The 18,319-nt window shown below is 72.0% G+C and carries 11 protein-coding genes; 8 read left to right on the top strand and 3 right to left on the bottom strand.

The window, feature by feature from the left end; all coding sequences use genetic code 11:
- Positions 1–38 precede the first annotated feature (38 nt).
- A complete protein-coding gene (locus MLV88_RS06825) occupies positions 39–2,408 on the top strand; it encodes a hypothetical protein (RefSeq protein ID WP_243337152.1) in 2,370 nt (789 codons plus the stop codon).
- A gap of 292 nt (positions 2,409–2,700) precedes the next feature.
- Positions 2,701–5,628 carry a protein kinase domain-containing protein gene (locus tag MLV88_RS06820; protein WP_243337150.1) on the top strand — a complete coding sequence of 976 codons (2,928 nt, stop codon included), beginning with the start codon at positions 2,701–2,703 and terminating at the stop codon, positions 5,626–5,628.
- A gap of 31 nt (positions 5,629–5,659) precedes the next feature.
- On the opposite strand, the gene MLV88_RS06815 is transcribed toward MLV88_RS06820, so the two are convergent.
- Together MLV88_RS06815 and MLV88_RS06810 are read right to left on the bottom strand one after the other, a co-directional pair.
- A complete protein-coding gene (locus tag MLV88_RS06815) occupies positions 5,660–7,363 on the bottom strand; it encodes an MOSC and FAD-binding oxidoreductase domain-containing protein (RefSeq protein ID WP_243337148.1) in 1,704 nt (567 codons plus the stop codon).
- 356 nt (positions 7,364–7,719) lie between these two features.
- Positions 7,720–8,727, bottom strand: coding sequence for a choice-of-anchor D domain-containing protein (locus tag MLV88_RS06810; protein ID WP_243337147.1), 1,008 nt, complete (start codon positions 8,725–8,727; stop codon positions 7,720–7,722).
- Positions 8,728–9,199: 472 nt separating this feature from the next.
- Here MLV88_RS06810 and MLV88_RS06805 point away from each other — a divergent pair, with 472 nt between their 5' ends.
- The 6 genes from MLV88_RS06805 (at position 9,200) to MLV88_RS06780 (ending at position 17,158) form a co-directional block, all read left to right on the top strand.
- Positions 9,200–10,132 carry a SphA family protein gene (locus tag MLV88_RS06805; RefSeq protein WP_243337146.1) on the top strand — a complete coding sequence of 311 codons (933 nt, stop codon included), beginning with the start codon at positions 9,200–9,202 and terminating at the stop codon, positions 10,130–10,132.
- A gap of 105 nt (positions 10,133–10,237) precedes the next feature.
- Positions 10,238–11,164: an SDR family oxidoreductase gene (locus MLV88_RS06800; protein WP_243337145.1), complete on the top strand. Its 927-nt coding sequence runs from the start codon at positions 10,238–10,240 to the stop codon at positions 11,162–11,164.
- Positions 11,165–11,421: 257 nt separating this feature from the next.
- On the top strand, positions 11,422–12,891 hold the full coding sequence (locus MLV88_RS06795; protein ID WP_243337144.1) for an Ig-like domain-containing protein: 1,470 nt from the start codon (positions 11,422–11,424) through the stop codon (positions 12,889–12,891).
- 99 nt (positions 12,892–12,990) lie between these two features.
- The gene (locus tag MLV88_RS06790) at positions 12,991–14,625 is read left to right on the top strand and encodes a helix-turn-helix transcriptional regulator (RefSeq protein ID WP_243337143.1); all 1,635 of its coding nucleotides are present in this window, start codon (positions 12,991–12,993) and stop codon (positions 14,623–14,625) included.
- Between the two features lie 150 nt (positions 14,626–14,775).
- Positions 14,776–16,023, top strand: coding sequence for an NAD(P)/FAD-dependent oxidoreductase (locus MLV88_RS06785; RefSeq protein WP_243337141.1), 1,248 nt, complete (start codon positions 14,776–14,778; stop codon positions 16,021–16,023).
- 205 nt (positions 16,024–16,228) lie between these two features.
- A complete protein-coding gene (locus tag MLV88_RS06780) occupies positions 16,229–17,158 on the top strand; it encodes an NAD-dependent epimerase/dehydratase family protein (protein WP_243337140.1) in 930 nt (309 codons plus the stop codon).
- Positions 17,159–17,190: 32 nt separating this feature from the next.
- Here MLV88_RS06780 and MLV88_RS06775 read toward each other — a convergent pair whose 3' ends face one another.
- Complete coding sequence (locus MLV88_RS06775) at positions 17,191–18,309, bottom strand: sensor histidine kinase (RefSeq protein WP_243337138.1); 1,119 nt, start codon at positions 18,307–18,309, stop codon at positions 17,191–17,193.
- Positions 18,310–18,319 lie beyond the last annotated feature (10 nt).

Genomic DNA, 18,319 nt, shown 5'->3' with positions numbered 1-18,319 from the left:
ATGCTCGGCACGTTCGGTGAACGACGGAGTCCCCGATCATGCCCACGCCACGCCTCGCGACCGCGATCCCGCTCGCCCTGACCCTCACCCTCGCCGCCGCGTGCAGCGGAGGAGGCGACGGCAGCGGAGGCGGCGGACCCGTGTCGTGCCAGTCCGGCGCGTGCCCGGCGGGACAGCTCTGCGACCCCTCGCGGAACCAGTGCGTCCCGAGCGGCGGCGCGTGCTCGATGGAGCGACCCTGCCCGGCGGGTCAGGTCTGCGACCTGTCGAGCGGCGCGGGCGTGTGCAAGGCGTCCTCGACCGCGTGCTCGTCCTCGACGTGCACGGCGGGCGCGTGCTTCTTCGGGGCGTGCACCGTGTGCGACGTCAATGTCTCCTGCCCGGCGTCGGGCGCGACCTGCGACGCCGCCGCGTCCATCGACGCGCTCCTGCCCGGGCCGATCGCGCTGATGGGGGACTTCGGGGGAAAACCGTTCACGTCGGACGTGCTCGGGTCGGGCGCCGACGGCTACCAGGCGGTGTTCGCGTTCGACCTCGCGGAGCCGCGGGTGCTCACGGGCGACGCCGACTTCCAGGACGGCCTCATCGGCAGCTCCCGGGTGTGGATCCTCCGCGCGGACTGCGCGACGAGCGTGGTCGAGGCGCTGTTCACGCCCTGGTCCGAGGCGAAGACGCTCGCCCCGCGCTACCTCCCAGCGGGCAAGTACTTCGTCGTGCTCTTCTCCGACGCCGCGACGGCGCGCTACGCCGTCCGGCTCCGCTTCGCCGCGCCCGACGGGGCCCCGGGGAACAGCTGCGAGGCGCCGCTCCCGCTCGTGCCCGACGCGAGCGGCGCGATCGACGTCTCGGGCGACCTCACCGGCCGCTACCAGTTCGTGCCGGACGAGCAGTGCACGGGCGAGGGGCGGGGCATCCCGGAGGTGGCATACCGGCTCGACCTTCCGGAGCGCTCGTACGTGCTCCTCTCGGTCGCGGGCGTGGCGGGCTCCGGCGACTACCCCACCGTCGAGCTGAAGACCGACTGCTCCGCGCCGACGAACGCGTTCTCCTGCAACCAGTTCCCGATCCGGTCGAGCCAGCTCGAGTTCGGTCGGTTCCAGGTCTCGCAGCCGCTCGAGGCGGGCACGTACGCCGTGGTGGTGCACGGCGATCTCGACGATCTGGACGGCCACCCGTACACGCTGAAGGGCCGCGTCGAGCCCTGGGCGACGAACGACACCTGCGGCGCGGCGACGCCGCTCGTCCTGGCCTCCGGCGCCGCCACCGCGCAGGGCGACGGGAGGTACGCGACCGGCAGCGGCTGCGGCTGCGGAGGGAATTCCTACTGGTGCGACGAGTTCTTCTCCTTCTCGACGGCAAGCTTGGGCGACCGCTCCGCCGTCATCCGCGCCACGGCCGCGACCGCCACGTCGCGCCCGCTGCTCACGCTGCTGAAGGCTTGCGGCACCGCCGCGGCGGACTCGCTCGCCTGCGACCAGAACCCGTACCCCGGCGGCGACTCCGTCTCCGAGCTGCGCTTCGACGCGCTCCCGCCCGGCGACTACTGGGTCGGGGTCGCGGTGTCGGACGCCTACGACGTGCAGGTCACGCTCGGCGAGCCGAGCTATCCGCCCGTCCCGAACGACACGTGCACGACCGCGACGACGCTCGACCTCGTCTCGAGCACGGTCGCGCGCGTCGTCGGCGACACGCGCGGGGCGGCGGACGACGTCGGCGGGAGCTGCGGCCCCGCGTCGGCGGGCTCCGGCGGCGACGCGGCGTTCCGGGCGGTGCTCCCCGGACGCGGCACGGTGAAGCTCGACGTGGCCGGGCAGGATACGTTCTCGACGACCTCGACCCTCCGCTCCGATCCCGTCATCCGCCTCGATCCCGCGTGCTCGGGCGCGCCCGAGCCGAGCTGCGTCGACGCGACCGGGATCGGCGGCCGCGAGGTGGCGGCGCTGAAGGTGGACGGGACCTCGACCGCGTTCTGGGTCGACTCCGGGCAGGCCGACGGTCCGTACACGGTGCGCGCCGACTTCGTCGCACCGCCGGCGAACGACCTCTGCTCCGGCGCGGAGGCCATCGTCGTGGGCGAGAAGGACGACCTCTCGCTCGCGTTCGCGGATCCGCTCGCGGCGTGCGCCTCGACGGGTCCGGACGTCTACTACAAGTACACGTGGACCGGGACGAAGCCCGGCACCGTCACGGTCTCCGTGTCGCCGACCGGGTTCGATGCGGTGCTCCGCGCGTGGGGCCCGAGCGCCGACGGGTGCACTCCGGCGTCGTGCCCTCCCCTCGTGGACGCGGGCGGCGTGGGCGTGTCCGAGTCGGCGTCCGTGGCGCTGCGCACCGGCGAGACCGCGTGGTTCCAGGTCGGCGCCAGGGACGCGGGCGGGCCGTACGGGATCGGCATCGGGACCTACTGAGCGCGAGAGCCGGCGCTCGCCCCGCGCGCCGCCGGGCGACGGGGCGATCCCGCCGCCGCGCGGGTCACTCCTCGATGCCGCTGATGGGCGGCGGCTCGGCGCGGTCCCGCTTCCCCATGTCGGTGTGTCTGCTCTCGTCCGCGTCCCCGGGCGCGGCGCCGGACCGGGGCACCGGGTGACGGTGCGGCTTCGCGGGATGCTGCTGCGCGCTCGCCTCCTCCCCATCCACCTGACCCCGGGTGGGAGGCTCGCGTCCGGCGGCTCCCGGGCGGCATACACTCCGTCAGACGCCATGACCGGGGAGCCTCCGCCAACCCCGAGGTCGCCGGAGCCGTTCACCCTATCGGCCCTGCTCCAGGCGCTCGCGCGCGACACGGCTCCGAGCAGCCTCGCCGGCGTTCCGCCCGGCCCCGGCGAGAAGGTGGGCCGGTTCGAGGTCGTGCGCGAGCTCGGGCGCGGCGGGTTCGGCGTGGTGCTCGAGGCGAGGGACCCACTGCTTCATCGTCGCGTCGCGCTGAAGCTCGTCAGGCCCGGCCGGCGCGTCGATGCGGGCGGCCCCGAGCTGGCGGAAGCGGCGGCGGTCGCGCAGCTCGCACACCCCAACATCGTGGACCTGCACGATGCCGGGGTGAGCGACGCAGGACCCTTCCTCGTCTTCGAGAGGCTCGAGGGAGAGCCGCTCGCGAGCCGGCTCGAGCGCGGTCCGATGCCGGTGGACGAGGCGGCGCGGATGGTCTTCGAGGTGGCGAAGGGGGTCGCGCACGCCCACCGGAATGCGGTCGTCCATCGCGACCTCAAGCCCTCGAACGTGTTCCTCTGCGCGGACGGTCGGGTGAAGGTGCTCGACTTTGGCCTCGCCCGCATCTTCGGAAGGCGCCGGACGATCGAGGGCGGGACGCCGGGGTGGATGGCACCCGAGCAGCGACGCGGGGCCCCGGAGGACGAGCGCACGGACGTCTGGGCGCTCGGAGCAATCCTCTTTCGCGCCCTGGCGGGCAGAGACCCAGCAGGACACCGGCTCACCATCGAGGAAGAACCGCAGCTGATGGCGCTCCTCGAGCGGATGCTCGAGCACGACCCGGTGAAGCGGCCGCGGGACGCGACGGAGGTCGTGCAGGCCCTCGAGCCGATCGTGCGCACGATCGAGGCGCGGCAGGGGCGGGCGACGATTCGCGTCCGGCGCAGGGTGCCTCGCACCGTCCGGCGAGCTGCGGCGGCGCTGTCGATCCTGGCCGCGGCGGCGGTGTTCGCCTGGCGATTCGTTCCGGGGCCACGGTCGCTCGTTCCCGCACGGCCGCCGCTCGTCGCCGTCGCCGATTTCACGAACGAGACGGGGGACCCCGATCTCGACGGCCTGGGGGGCCTCGTCGGAACCGCGCTCCAGGAGTCGCCGGGACTGCGCGTGCTCACCCGCAGCCGCATGCGCGACCTCCAGCGCACGATCGGAGACGAGGGTGGGGACCGCATCGACGAGTCGACGGGGCGCGAGATCGCGAAGCGCGCGGGGGTCGGGGGGCTGCTCGTGGGCTCCGTCAGCCGCATGGGCGAGCTGGTCCTCGTGGAGCTGCGAGCGATCGATCCGCAGCGCGACGAGTACCTCTTCACGCACCGCGAACAGGCGCGGGGCAAGTCCGAGGTGCTGGCGCTCGTCGATCGACTCGCGGTCCGGGCGAGGCAGCAGTTCCTCGGGGATCGCGGTCCTTCGACCTACTCGGCACCCATCGCACGGCTCGTCACGCCGAACCTCGAGGCGTATCGGCACTACGCGACGGGAAGGTCGCTCGAGGAGCGGAACCTCCCCGGCGCACAGGACGCTTACCGCGAGGCGATCGAGCTCGACCCCGAGTTCGCGCTCGCCCACTTCGCGCTCGTCACCGCGGCGTCTCGGGAGAAGGCCCCCATCGGCGAGCTCGGGGCGATCGCCACCGCGGCGATCCAGGTGGCCGACCGCGCCCCCTGGCGCGAGGCACGGCTGATCCGCGCCTGGAACGCGATCGTGGAGCGGCGCGTGGCCGATGCTCGAGCTCTCTTCAAGGAGGTCCTGGATCGTCATCCCGACGACAAGGAGGCCCTCGCGTTGTACGCGTCGGTGGCGGCTTCGCCCGAGGAGGCGCTCGCGTATCTCGAACGGGCTCTCCTGGCCGATCCCATGTACGTCCCGGCACAGGAGCAGATGGTCGGTGCCCTGCGTGACCTCGGTCGCGAGGCGGAGCTGCTCCCGCTCGCGCGTACGTGGCTCGCGCAGCCGCCGGCACCTCGTCGCCTGGGGGCGGCGGCGCTGGCCCTCGCGGCCGCCGGTGATCTCGACGGTGCGCTCGAGGCTGCGAAGCGCGAGGACCTCCTGTCCCCGGGTCGATCGACGCTCGAGGCGATTCACCTGGCCCGGGGCGAGTACGTCGAGGCCGAGCGGGTGGCACGCGAGCGTATCGAGCGATCCGGGAAGGGAATCGGCTGGCTCGCGGTGTCGCTCACGTACCAGGGGCGCAGGAGAGAGGCGCTCGCGGTCCTGGAAGAGGCCTCGCGCGGCGGCTCGCTGGCAGCCTACGCCGCCCTCGGGATCGCCGCCGCCGATGGACCGACCGAGCGACTCCGCGCGCGCGCCCGGGCGCTGGTCGCCGCCCAGCCGTCACTCGATTGGCTCGCCGCGCTCGCTCTCGCGCTCGCGGGCGACGTGCCGGAGGCCGAGCGCTACGCGGGGGCGTTGTCGCGCGACCAAGCGGATCCGGGCAGCACCGTCTTTCCGGACGAGGTCCTTTCCGTCGCGACCTTCGTCCGAGCAGTCGCCGCGCGTGCGCGCGGCGATCCAGCGACGGGCCGCGCCATGCTCCGCGACCTCGTGGCATCACGGCGCTTCAAGGCGCGACTCGTCTGCGCGTTCGCCCTCGGACAGGCGTGCGCCGAGGACGGCGATCTCGGATGCGCCGTCGCTGCGCTGCGGCAGTACAGGACGGACCATTCGCCGGTCGTCCTGTTCCAGAACTGGATGTTTCCCCGCTCGGCGCTGCTCCTCGCTGAGGTTTTGGAGCGGCAGGGCCAGGTGGACGAGGCGCGCGGCCTCGTGCAGAGATTCCTTTCGGACTGGCGCAACGCCGACCGCGACCTGCCGGAGCTCGCCCGGGCGCGTGCGCTGTGCACGCGCGTCCGGTGTCACCCGGCGCCGCCCGCCCGCGACTCCCTGCGACAGGGCAGGGATCCGGCGGGACTTGGCCGCGAGAAGTGAGTGAGCGCCACGGCGATCGTCGGGTCGAGCTTCACAGGTCGAGCACCACATCGCCCTCCGGTCGCGAGCAGCAGATGAGCGCGGCGCCAGGGCCCGGCGGCTCGACGGGTTCGGGCTCGTAGCGGACGCTGCCGGAGACGAGGAAGCTCTCGCAGTTGTGGCAGACGCCCGTCCGGCAGGACCAGCGCACGGGCACGTCGCACGCCTCCGCGAGCTCCAGCAGGCTCTGGAACCGCGAACACCAGCGCGTCTCGAGCCCGCTCCGGGCAAAGGACACGATCGGCCCTTCACCGGGGCGGCCCTCGGGCTGATGCGGACGAACGCGGGCCCCAGGAGCGATCCCAGGCGTCAAGGACGGTCCGGCACCGAAGACCTCGGTGTGGATCCTGCCGGGCGCGACGCCCTGGCCCGCGAAGCCAGCCCGCAGGTCGGCGAGGAACGCCGGGGGCCCGCACAGGTAGAAGTCGGCGTCGTGGGGTACCCCGAGCTCCTCGAACGCCGAGACGGTCAGGTGCCCGGGCGCGTCGAAATCGACGCCCAGGCGGTCGGTCGGGGCGGGCCGGCTGTAGCGCACGTGCGCGTGGGCGTTCGGGAGCGCTCGGAGGAGCGCCCGCGACTCCGCGGCGAAGGCATGGCTCGCGCGATCGCGGGCACCGAACAGCCACCAGACGTGGCGTGGCGTGCGCGCGGCCGCGAGCGCATGCAGCATCGCGAGCACCGGCGTGGCGCCGACCCCCGCGCTGGCCAGCACCACTGCGTTCCCTCCAGGACGGAGCGTGAAGCTCCCGCGAGGCGCGCTCACGTCGAGCGTGTCGCCGGCGTGGACGTGGTCGAAGATGTAGCCGCTCGCCACACCGTTCACCTCGCGCTTCACGCTCACGCGGTAGCGCTCCGCGCTGGGGACGTCGGAGAGCGAGTAGCTGCGCACGACCGGCGGTGCGGAAGGATCCGGGCGGACGCGCAAGACCACGAACTGCCCGGGGAGCGGCACGGCCAGCGGTGATCCGTCCACGGCCTCGAGGGTGAGCGAGAGGATGCTCGCGCTCTCCTGCACCAGCCGGGTGACGCGCATCGGTCGGAAGCCCTGCCACGCGGGCGCCGGCGCGACGTCGGGTGCGAGCCCGGAATTGCCGGCCGGCGGCCCGCCCGCTCGTTCCTGCGCGAGGAGCGCGCGAAAGGACCCCTGCCATCCGGCGCTCAGCGCCGGGATGCGCAACGCCCGCTCCAGACGATCGGCCGGGTGCCCGGGCAGGTAGAGGAGCGCGTCGATCTCGGCGACGGTCATCTCCTCCGGGCCCCGAGCGACGCGGATGATGTCGTCGCCCGCTCCGACCTCGCCCTCCTGGATCACGCGGAAGTAGAAGCCGGGCCGGTGGTGGGCCACGAGCAGGGCCGCCATGCGCGGCTCCCCCATGCGCATCCCGACGCGGAAGCAGGTCACGCGGGGCTGCGTCACCTCGAAGACCGCACCTCCGATCCGGTACTGATCGCCGATGCACACCTCGTCGTCGGCGAGCCCTTCGACCGTGAAGTTCTCACCGAACTGTCCAGGGTCCAACGGACCGCGGCCCAGCTCTCGTTCCCAGTACCGATACGATGCGATCTGGTAGACGAGCACCGCCCGGTGCTCGCCGCCGTGCCCCATGAGGTCTCCCTGGGCGTCCCCGTCCACGTCGAGGCGTCGCACCATGCGGCGGCCGGTGACGGGAGCCTTCCAGACGGACGTATGGACCATGCGCCCGTGCCAGGCGACATCGCGCGGCAGACCGACATTCACCGAGAGCAATCGAGGCACCGGAGCTCCTCTCTGCGATCTCCTCGCGACCACGCCCGACACGCAACAGACGGCCGGGCGTACTTGCAGCGCCTCCTCTGCGCAGCGGGTGGCGCGACCGGTAGGTAAGCGGGATGAGCGACTCGCGCTGCCCGATGCTCGATTCGGCGACGCGCAGCCAGGCGCTCCTCTGCGGTGGCCGCACCCCCCCCGAGCCGCTCGAAAGCGCCCGGTAGAAGGGACGCAGCGCCGTGAGAAGCAGAGGGGGAGGGGCCGCGCTGGCGCCCTCCCCCTCGTTCACCATCCGCGAAGACCTGCTACGGCACGACCTTGCTCGTCGCCGTCGCGACGTCGGCGTCGGGATCCGGGTCGACCACCGTCGCGGTCCAGGTGACGACCCCTGGCCCCGCCGGCGCGTAGGTGGGGAAGGACACCTTCGCGGTGGCTGCGGGCGCGAGCGTCACGTCCTGGCTGGCCGAGTACACGATCTCCGTCACGCCCTGGGCGTCGGTGACGGAACCCTCCACGTGGACCGCCACGGTCCCGGCGACCGTCCCGGCGTTCACGACCGACACCTTCGGCGCAGCGGTGCCGCCGCGCGAGAGGTCGAGCCGCTTCGGCACCGAGAACCGGGTGACGTCCACGTCCACCACCGCGCTCGGCTGGCTCTGGCCCGTGCCGCTGACGGTGAGCTGGACCGTCCCGGTCGCCGCGTCGTCGTTCGCGATCTGGAAGCACCCGCTGTCCGCCGACGCGTCGGCCGGCGCGTACTTCACGGTGAGCGTCTGGGAGCCGCCGGGCGCGACCGTGAACGAGGCGGAGGGCGACGCGCTGAACTCGGCCGACGTGCCGGTGCAGCTCGACACCGAGGTCACCGTGAGATCCGCACTCCCCGTGTTCGACACCGTCGCGGTCTGCGTGGCGGAGCTGCCGACCGCCACGGTGCCGAACGCGATGGAGGTCGGCGCTACCGCGATCTTCGCCGCGGGCGCGACCGGGAAGCTCGTCGCGTCTCCAGGCAGCGTGCGCGCGGTGATCTCGTCGACGTTCGTGACCTTGTCGCCGTCGGAGTCCTTGGGCTCGGCGGCCGTGAGCGCTGACGTGATGCCGGAGGCGATCCCGGCGCGCACGTCGGTGCCATACGGGTTGAACGTGCTCGTTCCGCCGCTGCCGTGGCAGGTCGTGCAGCTGTCGAGGGCCGTGCCGGAGGTCCCGTACTTGGAGTTGAACGTCGAGAGGTACGTGGAGAGCGCGCTCGCAGAGAGCGGCGCGGCAACAACCCCGGCGAGTACGGCGACGACGGCGAGGTGCTTGATCCGGTGCATCGTGTTCCCTTCTCCGGGCGACTCGCCCGGCGATGAGGGGGCTCGGAGACCGCCCCTGCTGCGGGTTCATCCCGCGTGCAGCGGGGCCCCCTGCTGCACGCAGGACGCCGCCATGCCGCGCGGCGGAGCACGAATGCCGACCGAGAAGCACCATGATCGTGTGACGTCAAAATAACCCGGGGTTTACGCAGACCCGGAATCCGCCGCGCGCGGAGGGTCGAGTGCGCGGCGTTCCGCGGATGTGCTCCGCCCGCCCTCAGCTCGCCACCTCGGATTTCCGAGCGCCATCATCGAATTACGGCGTGCCGCGATCCCCGGTTGGTGCGCGCGGCGCGCGCGCCGCGGCTCCAGGCGCCACATCAGAAAGCCCCGTGACGGTGCCGACGGAGCCTCCTTTGAGCGTGCTTGGCTGGGTAGGAACCGCACCAGGCGCGGTGGTGATGGCGGTGGTTGCGCGAAGCTCCTCGTGACCATGAACGCGCCGCGCCTGCACGTCGTGTCGTTGCTCGCGCTGCTGCCGGCGCTCTCCGCGGCGCAGCAGGATCTCGGGCACAAGACGCTCGGCACGACCGGGCTCGACGCCGGGTCACAAGCGGAGCCGGGCCTCTACGTCGTCGAGCGTGCCTTGTTCTACGACGCGGACGAGGCGAGGGATCGGAACGGCGACCGGATCCCCGTCGACCTCGAGCTCGACGCGTTCGGGAACGCGCTCGGCGTGGTCGGCGTCGTCGAGGTCCGCCCGCTCTCGACGTATCTCACCGCCGCTGTCGCAATCCCCGTCGCGCACGTGACCGTGTCGACCCAGCGACCGGAGGCGAGCGTCGACCGGTTCGGCCTGGGAGACGTGTACGTGCAGCCCGTGAAGCTGGGCTGGCGCTGGCCCCGCTTCGACCTCGGGATCGGATACGGCTTCTATGCGCCGACCGGGCGCTTCGAGCCGGGCGGCAAGGAGGGCGTCGGCCGCGGTCACTGGACTCACCAGCTCTCGGCCGGCGGGACCGCCTACCTCGACCGTAGGACCTGGAGCGCGTCGGTGCTCGCGAGCTACGATCACAACGAGCGCAAGCGAGGAATCGACCTCACTCGCGGCGACACGGTCCAGCTCCAGGGTGGCGCGGGGAAGACGCTGCTCCGGTTCCTCCAGGTCGGGATCGCGGGCTACGCGCTGTGGCAGGTCCGCGACGACGCCGGGTCGGACCTGCCGCGCGTCCTGCGCGGCGCGCGAGACCGCATCTTCGGCGTGGGGCCCGAGGTGAACGTCCTCGTGCCGCCAATCCGGTCCAGGCTCTCGGTCCGCTACGAGCGCGAGCTCGGCGCGCGGACCCGCCCCCAGGGTCAGGTCCTGGTGCTCGGCCTGACGTTCGTCGCGCTCGGCGGCGAACGGCCGGCGCGCCGCTCGCCGTGAAGTCCCGGCGCGCGGACCGACCGCGGCCGCTCATCTGGGGACCCGCCGCGCGACTGCGCCAGCGCCGAGCTCCGGTTATGCGCGAGGCGCAACTGGGGGGATTCCATGAGACCGCTCGAGGGAAAGGTCGCCGTCGTCGCGGGCGCCACGCGCGGGGCGGGGAGGGGCATCTCGACGGCGCTCGGCGAGGCGGGCGCCACCGTCTACTGCACCGGGCGCAGCGTCCCCGGGAGCCCCGGGATGAAGGGGCGGCCGGAGACCATCGACGAGACCGCCGCCCTCGTCACCGCGCGCGGCGGCCGGGGCATCGCCGTCCGGGTCGATCACACGGTGCCGGACGAGGTGGCGCGGCTGTTCGAGCGCGTGGGCGAGCTCGACATCCTGGTGAACGACATCTGGGGCGGCGACGACCTCGTCGCGTGGGGCAAGCGGCTCTGGGAGACGAAGCTCGAGGACGGCCTCACCCTCATCGACCGGGCGATCAAGACGCACGTCATCACGAGCTACCACGGCCTCCCGCGCATCCGTCGGGGAGGGCTCGTGGTGGAGATCACCGACGGCGACGGCTACTTCTACCGCGGCCACTTCTTCTACGACCTCGTGAAGACGACCGTGATCCGGATGGCGTTCGCGCTCTCGCAGGAGCTGAGCGGCCGCGGCGTCACGGCGCTCGCGGTGACGCCGGGGTTCCTCCGCTCGGAGTGGATGCTCGATCACTTCGGGGTGACGGAGGCGAACTGGCGCGACGCGGCGAAGAAGGTGAAGCCGTTCATCGCGTCGGAGACGCCGCTCTTCGTCGGCCGAGGGATCGCCGCGCTCGCCGCCGACCCGAACGTCGCCGCGAAGAGCGGGCGGGTCTTCGCGTCCTGGGATCTCGGCGAGGAGTACGGCGTCACCGACGCGGACGGGACGCGTCCGCACTTTCTGCGGTGGACGCGGGAGCACCAGCCCGAGGTCGCGGCGGCCTGGCGGAAGCTCGACGACGCGTTCTACGCGTACTGGACCGCGATGCCCTACGACATGCCGGGGTGACGCGCGGTCGTCACCGGCGGCGCGGACGGCCCTGCCGACGGGCGGCCCTGCCTGGGCATCGCCCTCACCCTCGAGACCAATAGAGACAGAGGGCGGCCTCGAACTCGCGTGAAGCGGGATCGCGGAGCCCGAGCGGGAGAGCGACCCGCAGTGGTCGTCGGCGGCGGCGCCGCGGCCCGTCCGGTGAACGACCTCTCGTGGGCGCGCGCAGGAGGTACCCCATGCAGCGGCTCCTCGGACCTTGGATGCTCGCATGCATGCTGAGCCTCGCCTCGTGTGGTGGTGGTGGTAAGGGCGAGCAAAGCGGTCCACAGACGCCGGTCGGCTCTGTCACGGTCACGCCGGGCGAGCTCACGTTGGTGGTCGGCGCATCGCAGCAATTGACGACGAGTGTCCGAGATGAGGCCGGTAATCCACTGACCGGACGGGCCATCACCTGGTCGAGCACCGAGCCAGCGGTCGCCACCGTCTCCGACGCGGGCAACGTGACGGCCGTCGGTGCAGGGTCGGCGACGATCACCGCCAGCTCGGAGGGAAAGAGCGGCAGCGCCACGGTCACGGTGTCGGTCGCTCTTCCGAGATCCGCGTCGCTTGCGACTGGCGGCGCTCACACCTGCGCCCTCACGACGGGGGGATCTGCGTTCTGCTGGGGTCGCGGTGAGAGCGGGCAGCTCGGGATACCGATTCCGACGACGACGTGCGAACTGCAGACGGGGACGTTTCCGTGCAGCCGTGTCCCGGTCGCGGTCGGGGGCGGGCTCGCGTTCGCGCAGCTGGCGGCGGGCGGCTCCCATACGTGCGGTCTAACGAACGAGGGGGTGGCGCATTGTTGGGGAAACAATGTGAGTGGCCAGCTCGGCGACAGCTCCAGCAACAATCGCGACACTCCGGTACCCGTCGCGACCGAGCTCAGGTTCGTCGCCATCGACGCGGGTGCCCAGCACACGTGTGGGCTGACCAGTGATGGCGCCGCGTATTGCTGGGGAGCCAATGACCGGGGGCAGCTGGGCACCGGGACGACGAGCTCCAGCTCCGTACCCGTGGCCGTGACTGGCGGCCACACCTTCCAGCAGATAGCGGCTGGCGGTTTCGAAGTCTCCGAACCGGGTTATCGGATCGGCCAGAGCTGTGCGCTCACCCTCACCGGCGCGGCGTACTGCTGGGGTGATAACGAGTCGGGGCAGCTCGGGATCGGAGGGCGCGACCTCACTGCGCACCCAGTGCCCGCGCCCGTCTCCGGGGACATCAAGTTCGTGGCGCTGACCACCGGGCTTGCCAGTCACACCTGTGGAGTGACCGCCGCGGGTTCTGCCTATTGCTGGGGCCAGAACAGCTTCGGTGCGCTGGGTAATCCTTCGGTGGGCGACAGCTTCGTGCCAGTCCCTGTGTCCGGCGGGTTGGCCTTCGTCCAGTTGATAGCCGGTGGGTTCATCGGCCATACCTGTGGGCTGACGGCGAGCGGAAAGGCGTACTGCTGGGGCGAAAACGAGCTGGGGCAGGTCGGCGACGACTCCACGATCGATAGGTTCGCGCCCTCGGCGGTCGCAGGCGATCTCTCATTCAACGCCTTGGATGCCGGCTACCGCCACCTGTGCCCGTGCGACCTCGGGGACCCTTTACTGCTGGGGCGCCAACGGCGCCGGCCAGCTGGGCGACGACTCGACCAGCCCACGAGACGTGCCGACGGAGGTCGTGGGACTGCCGTGAGACGGACCTCCGGTCGATGACGGTGCAGCGAGGTCTCGCCTCGACGTGGCCGCCACGCGGTGGGCGATGGGAGGCGCGTCCGCGTGCGCGTCGCTGCCGGTCACCCTAAGGACCGTCTCATGGAGGACTCGACCGGCGACCTCGCTCGCGGGCGCGAGCACTACCGGCTCAAGGCCTGGGGCGAGGCGTACACCTCGCTGACCCGCGCCGATGGGCGCTCCCCGCTCGGCGCCGAGGATCTCGAGCTCCTGGCGGTGTCGGCGTACCTCGTCGGCCGGGACGGCGAATACCTGGATGCCCTCGACCACGCCTACCGCGCCCACCTCGCCGCATCGAGGTCGGCTCGCGCCGCCCGGTGCGCGTTCTGGATCGGCCTGCGATTCCTGCTCCGGGGAGAGGCCGGACGGGCGACCGCATGGCACGCGCGCGCGGGACGGTTGCTCGAGCATGAGAGCAGCGAATGCGTGGAGCGCGGCTACATGCTCTTGCCGGTCGCGGAGCAGCGGCTCCGGTCGGGCGACACGCAGGGTGCGTTCTCCATCGCCGGCGCGGCCGCGAACACGGGCGAGCGCTCTGGCGAGGAGGACCTCGTGGCCATCGCCCGTCACCTGCAGGGACGGGCACGGCTGCACGAAGGGCGGGTGAAGGAAGGGCTGGCGCTCCTCGACGAGACCATGCTGGCGGTGACCTCCGGGGAGCTGTCGCCCATTCCTACCGGGCTTCTGTACTGCAGCATCGTCGAATGCTGCCGCAGCGTTCACGCGCTGGAGCGCGCCAGGGAATGGACGGCCGCGCTGGCACGCTGGTGTGACGGCCAGCCGGAGATGGTGTCGTTCACCGGAGCCTGCCGCGTCCACCGGGCAGAGGTGCTGCAGCTGGGCGGCGACTGGTCAGCGGCCATCGACGAGGCGCGGCGCGCCCGCGAGCGGGCCGCGACCGATCGGCCGTCGGCTGCTGAGGCAGCCTATCAGCTGGGCGAGATCAGCCGCTTGCGTGGCGAGCAGGCGGCTGCCGAGGCGTGGTTCCTCAGCGCGAACGAGGAGGGGCGAGAGCCTCAACCCGGGCTGGCCCTGCTGCGCCTGGCGCAGGGGCGCGTCGGCGCCGCAGTCGCCGCCCTCCGTCGAGTGGTGGGAGGGACGGCAGATCCCCTGGTCCGGACTCGCCTGCTCCCGGCCTACGTGGAGATCTTGCTCGCCGGCGGCAAGGTGGAGGAGGCCCGCGCCGCCAGCGACGAGCTGCAGGCCATCGCGCAGCGCTTCGAGACGGGCGTGCTGTGCGCGCTGGCGCTGCAGGCGCGCGGCACGGTCGAGCTTGCGGAGGGGAACGCGACGGCGGCGCTCGACCTGGTGCGCAGGGCCTGGAGCATCTGGGCCGAGATGGAGGCGCCCTATCAAGCTGCGCAGGCGCGCCTGGTGACCGGGCTGGCGTGCCGCGCGCTCGGCGACGACGAGGGGGGCCGGCTGGAGCTGGAGGCGGCGCGGCGGATGTTCGCGAAGCTCGGAGCCGCGCCCGACGCCGCCCACGTCGACTCGCTCGCGAGGCTCGACAGCTCCCGCCGCCCTCACGGCCTGACGCCACGGGAGCTCGAGGTCCTCCGCCTCGTCGCTGCGGGCAAGACCAACAAGGCCATCGCCGCCGCGCTCCGCCTGAGCGAGAAGACGGTGGACCGACACGTGAGCAGCATCCTGGGGAAGCTGCACGTCCCCTCGCGGGCGGCCGCGACCGCCTTCGCGTACGAGCACGAGCTCGTCTGATCCGCTCCGCCGGGAGTGCGGAGAACCACCCATCGCCCTGGCAGCGGTGGTGGGTGGTTCTCCCGATGCCGGCGGCGCGGCTCCTTCCTACGCATGGTCAGGTCGAAGAGCGCTTCGCCCTGTCGCATTGGGCTTCACCGGGAGGACGGAATGTACGATGCCATCGTCGTCGGCGCCCGCTGCGCCGGATCGCCCACCGCCATGCTGCTTGCACGGAAGGGCTACAGGGTGCTGCTGGTGGATCGGGCGAGGTTTCCCAGCGACACCATCTCCACGCACATTCTCTGGCCCCACGGTGCCGAGGCCCTGGCGCGGTGGGGTCTCCTCGACGCGCTCGCGGCCACGGGGCTTCCGCCGATCTGCCGGCGCATGTCCCTCGACGTCGGCCCCTTCGTGCTCCGGGGCACCATCCGCGGCGCCAATGGCGGCCGGGGGGGATTCTGTCCGAGGCGCACGATCCTCGACGGCCTCCTCGTGAACGCCGCGGCGCGGAGCGGCGCCGAGGTGCGCGAGTCCTTCACGGTCGACGACCTGCTCTTCGCAGACGGCGCGGTCGTCGGGCTCCGGGGGCGAGGCGCCGGGGGGAAGCAGGTCGAGGAGCGGGCCCGGATCGTCATCGGCGCTGACGGCGTTCACTCCTTCGTCGCCGCGGCCGTGCGGGCCCCCGAGTACGACACGCGCCCGATCGCCGTCTGCGCCTACTATTCCTACTTCAGCGGCGTTCGGCAGGAAGACCTCGAGCTGTATCTGCGCGAGCGCTGCGCGTTCGGCGGAGCCCCCACCCACGACGGGCTCCACCTCGTGATGGTGAACTGGCCCGCCCGGCGCTTCGCCGAGGTGCGGGCCGACGTCGAGGCCCACGTCGCGCAGGCGCTCGCGCTGGCGTCGGACTTCGGCGCCCGGGTATCGCAGGGAACGCGCGAGGAGCGCTGGTACGGTGTCGCCGGCGTGCCCGGCTACTTCCGGCGGCCGTACGGCGCCGGGTGGGCGCTCGTCGGCGACGCCGGCTACTGCAAGGACCCGATGACGGCGCAGGGCATCAGCGACTCCTTCATCGACGCCGAGCGGCTCGTCGAGGCGCTCGATGCAGGCCTGTCCGGCCGCGGCCCGCTCGAGGACCTCCTGGCCGCTCACGAGGCGGCCCGGAACGAGCGCGTTCGACCGATGTACGAGCTCACCAACGAGATCGCCACGCTCGAGCCGCCGCCGCCCCCGCTCCAGGCGCTCTTCGCCGCGCTGCAACACAACCAGCCCGCGACGGATGCCTACCTGTCGGCGATGACCGGTGCGACGCCCCTCCCCGAGTTCATGTCCGAGGAGAACGTCGCGCGGATCATCGACGCGGCGAGAGCTGGAACGAGCGAGCGGGACGGCAGCAGCTCGCGATACGTGGGATGACCGAGCCGCGCGACGGTCAGCGCCTCGCGGCCACCGCTTCCCAGGAAAGGGTTCTGTAACCTTCAGCCCCTGTCGTTCGTGGTCATGACGACACGACGTGAGGACAGAAGCGGGCAGGGCACCGCACACGCAATGGACGAGCCGGCTATTCCGCCGCGCGAGCCCCAGCGGTCCGGTGGACTCCCCTCGAGCGAGGAGGCCGACGATGAGAGTGTTCGTGGCTGGAGCGACGGGCGCGATTGGAAAGCAGCTCGTGCCGCGTCTCGTGGCGGCGGGTCATGAGGTTCATGGCATGACCCGCAGCGAATCCAAGCAGGCGATGCTCCGCGAGCTGGGCGCTGTGCCGGTGGTCGCGGACGCGCTCGATCGCGATCAGGTCGCGGAGGCCGTGGGCAGGGCGAGGCCTGACGTGATCGTCCATCAGCTGACGGCGATCGGAGCGGTGGACACGCGTCACATGGAGCGCTCTTTCGCGGCGACCAACCGTCTGCGGACCGAGGGCACGGATCACCTGCTCTCGGCCGGCCGGGCCGTCGGAGTGCGGCGGTTCGTGGCGCAGAGCCACATCGCCGCGTACGCGCGCACCGGCGCAGCCGTCAAGAGCGAGGAGGACCCGCTCGACCCATCACCCGCCCGGCAGATGCGCGCGAACCTGGAGGCGATGCGTCACCTCGAGACGGCGGTGCTCGGCGCCGCCTGGACGGAGGGGATCGTGCTCCGCTATGGCTGGTTCTACGGGCCGGGCACATCGATGGCTCCGGGCGAGGAGCAGTTCGAGCTGGTCCGCAAGCGCAAGTTCCCGCTGGTCGGCGACGGTGGCGCCGTGTGGTCCTTCATCCACGTCGCCGACGCCGCGGAGGCGACCGTGGCGGCGGTCGAGCACGGCAGCCGCGGTGTCTACAACGTGGTGGACGATGACCCCGCCCCGGTCGCCGAGTGGTTGCCGGCGCTGGCGCAGGCGCTGGGCGCCAGGAAGCCGATGCGGGTGCCGCGGTTCGTCGGACGGCTGTTCGCAGGTGAGGCCGGCGTGGTGATGATGACCGAGCTTCGCGGCGCCTCCAATGCCAAGGCCAAGCGCGAGCTGGCGTGGCGTCCGGCACACCCGAGCTGGCGGCAGGGATTGGCAGCGGCATGACCGGCGGGACAGCGACGAAGGGAGCCGTCGGGCTACGCCGAGACCGGCACTGTGATGGTGAAGATGCAGCCCTTGCCGGGCAGGTTGCGGACGGTGATGTCTCCGCCGAAGGCCTTCACCGCCTTGCGGCTGATGTTCAACCCGAGCCCCAGCCCCGTGCGGTCCTGGCCACGCCGCTTGCCGAACGGCGTGAAGAACGCCTCGGAGTTCCCCTCGGGGAGCCCGCCGCATTCGTCTTCCACCTCGATGGAGACGAGCGCGTCCGCGCAGACGGTGCGCACCGTCACGTAGCCGTGGGGGACCGAGTACTTGAAGGCGTTCTGGATGAGGTTGAAGAGCGCCGACGAGAGGAGCTGCGGGTCGGCCTTGACCATCACGTCGTCCGGCACGTCGGCGAAGGTCACGTTCATCTCGCGCTGCGCCGCCTGCAACGACGCCGCGCCCTCCGCCTCGTGCAGGAACCGGGCGATGGACATCCGCTTCGGCTCCTGGCTCCCGGCGGCGAGTCGCACCTCGGAGATCGTCGTGTCGAGGAGGTCGCGCATCGCCGCGAGGCTGCGCTCGACGATGGACCCGGTGCTCCCGGCGACCGCCACCCGCCCGCTCTTCACCGCCGCGAACGAGAGCATCGCCGTCGACAGACGGTTGCGCAGCTCGTGCGTCAGGTAGCCGAGCCGCTCCGCCTCGCCATCGCCGAGCGCCTCCTCTCGCTGGCGGCTGAACTCGGTCACCGCTCCGGCGATGGCGTCGTCGAGGCAGCCGTTCAGGGTCTGGAAGTCCTTCGCGCTGATCGCCACGTGCTTGACGACCGCCGTCTCCGTGATGGCCTGGCAGAGGTCCCCATAGTCGTGAACGAGCTGAGCCACGCTGAAGTTCTTCGCCAGCGCCTCGCCGCCGTGCTTGCCTGCGCTGTTCCCGATGGCGGTGCTTGAGAACGGCTCGGAGCTCGACCGCAGTCGCAGGGTCTCCGAGAGCTGGGACAAGAAGAGCGGTAGCCCGTGCTCCAGCTCCAGGGCGGAGACGGTGGGCCACCTCCTCGCCATGATCTTCGCTCGGGCGAGAGAGAGGATGTCGTTCTTGTCGCTGGTGATGAAGTCGTAGAGGCTCACGACCTGCTCGTGCCCGGCAGGAACGCGCCGGGTGCCAGGCATCTTGGCTGTA

Origin of the sequence: Anaeromyxobacter soli (genome assembly GCF_022808855.1) — a bacterium.
In the GTDB taxonomy this organism is placed as follows: Bacteria; Myxococcota; Myxococcia; order Myxococcales; family Anaeromyxobacteraceae; genus Anaeromyxobacter; species Anaeromyxobacter soli.
This window is presented reverse-complemented; position numbering and strand designations above follow the sequence as displayed.

Bases quoted from the DNA above. Each gene is read 5' to 3' on its own strand.
- MLV88_RS06815 (WP_243337148.1), bottom strand. From the start codon at position 7,363: ATGGTCCATACGTCCGTCTGGAAGGCTCCCGTCACCGGCCGCCGCATG.
- MLV88_RS06780 (WP_243337140.1), top strand. From the start codon at position 16,229: ATGAGAGTGTTCGTGGCTGGAGCGACGGGCGCGATTGGAAAGCAGCTC.
- MLV88_RS06805 (WP_243337146.1), top strand. From the start codon at position 9,200: ATGAACGCGCCGCGCCTGCACGTCGTGTCGTTGCTCGCGCTGCTGCCG.
- MLV88_RS06825 (WP_243337152.1), top strand. From the start codon at position 39: ATGCCCACGCCACGCCTCGCGACCGCGATCCCGCTCGCCCTGACCCTC.
- MLV88_RS06810 (WP_243337147.1), bottom strand. From the start codon at position 8,727: ATGCACCGGATCAAGCACCTCGCCGTCGTCGCCGTACTCGCCGGGGTT.
- MLV88_RS06800 (WP_243337145.1), top strand. From the start codon at position 10,238: ATGAGACCGCTCGAGGGAAAGGTCGCCGTCGTCGCGGGCGCCACGCGC.
- MLV88_RS06785 (WP_243337141.1), top strand. From the start codon at position 14,776: ATGTACGATGCCATCGTCGTCGGCGCCCGCTGCGCCGGATCGCCCACC.
- MLV88_RS06795 (WP_243337144.1), top strand. From the start codon at position 11,422: ATGCTGAGCCTCGCCTCGTGTGGTGGTGGTGGTAAGGGCGAGCAAAGC.
- MLV88_RS06775 (WP_243337138.1), bottom strand. From the start codon at position 18,309: ATGCCTGGCACCCGGCGCGTTCCTGCCGGGCACGAGCAGGTCGTGAGC.
- MLV88_RS06790 (WP_243337143.1), top strand. From the start codon at position 12,991: ATGGAGGACTCGACCGGCGACCTCGCTCGCGGGCGCGAGCACTACCGG.
- MLV88_RS06820 (WP_243337150.1), top strand. From the start codon at position 2,701: ATGACCGGGGAGCCTCCGCCAACCCCGAGGTCGCCGGAGCCGTTCACC.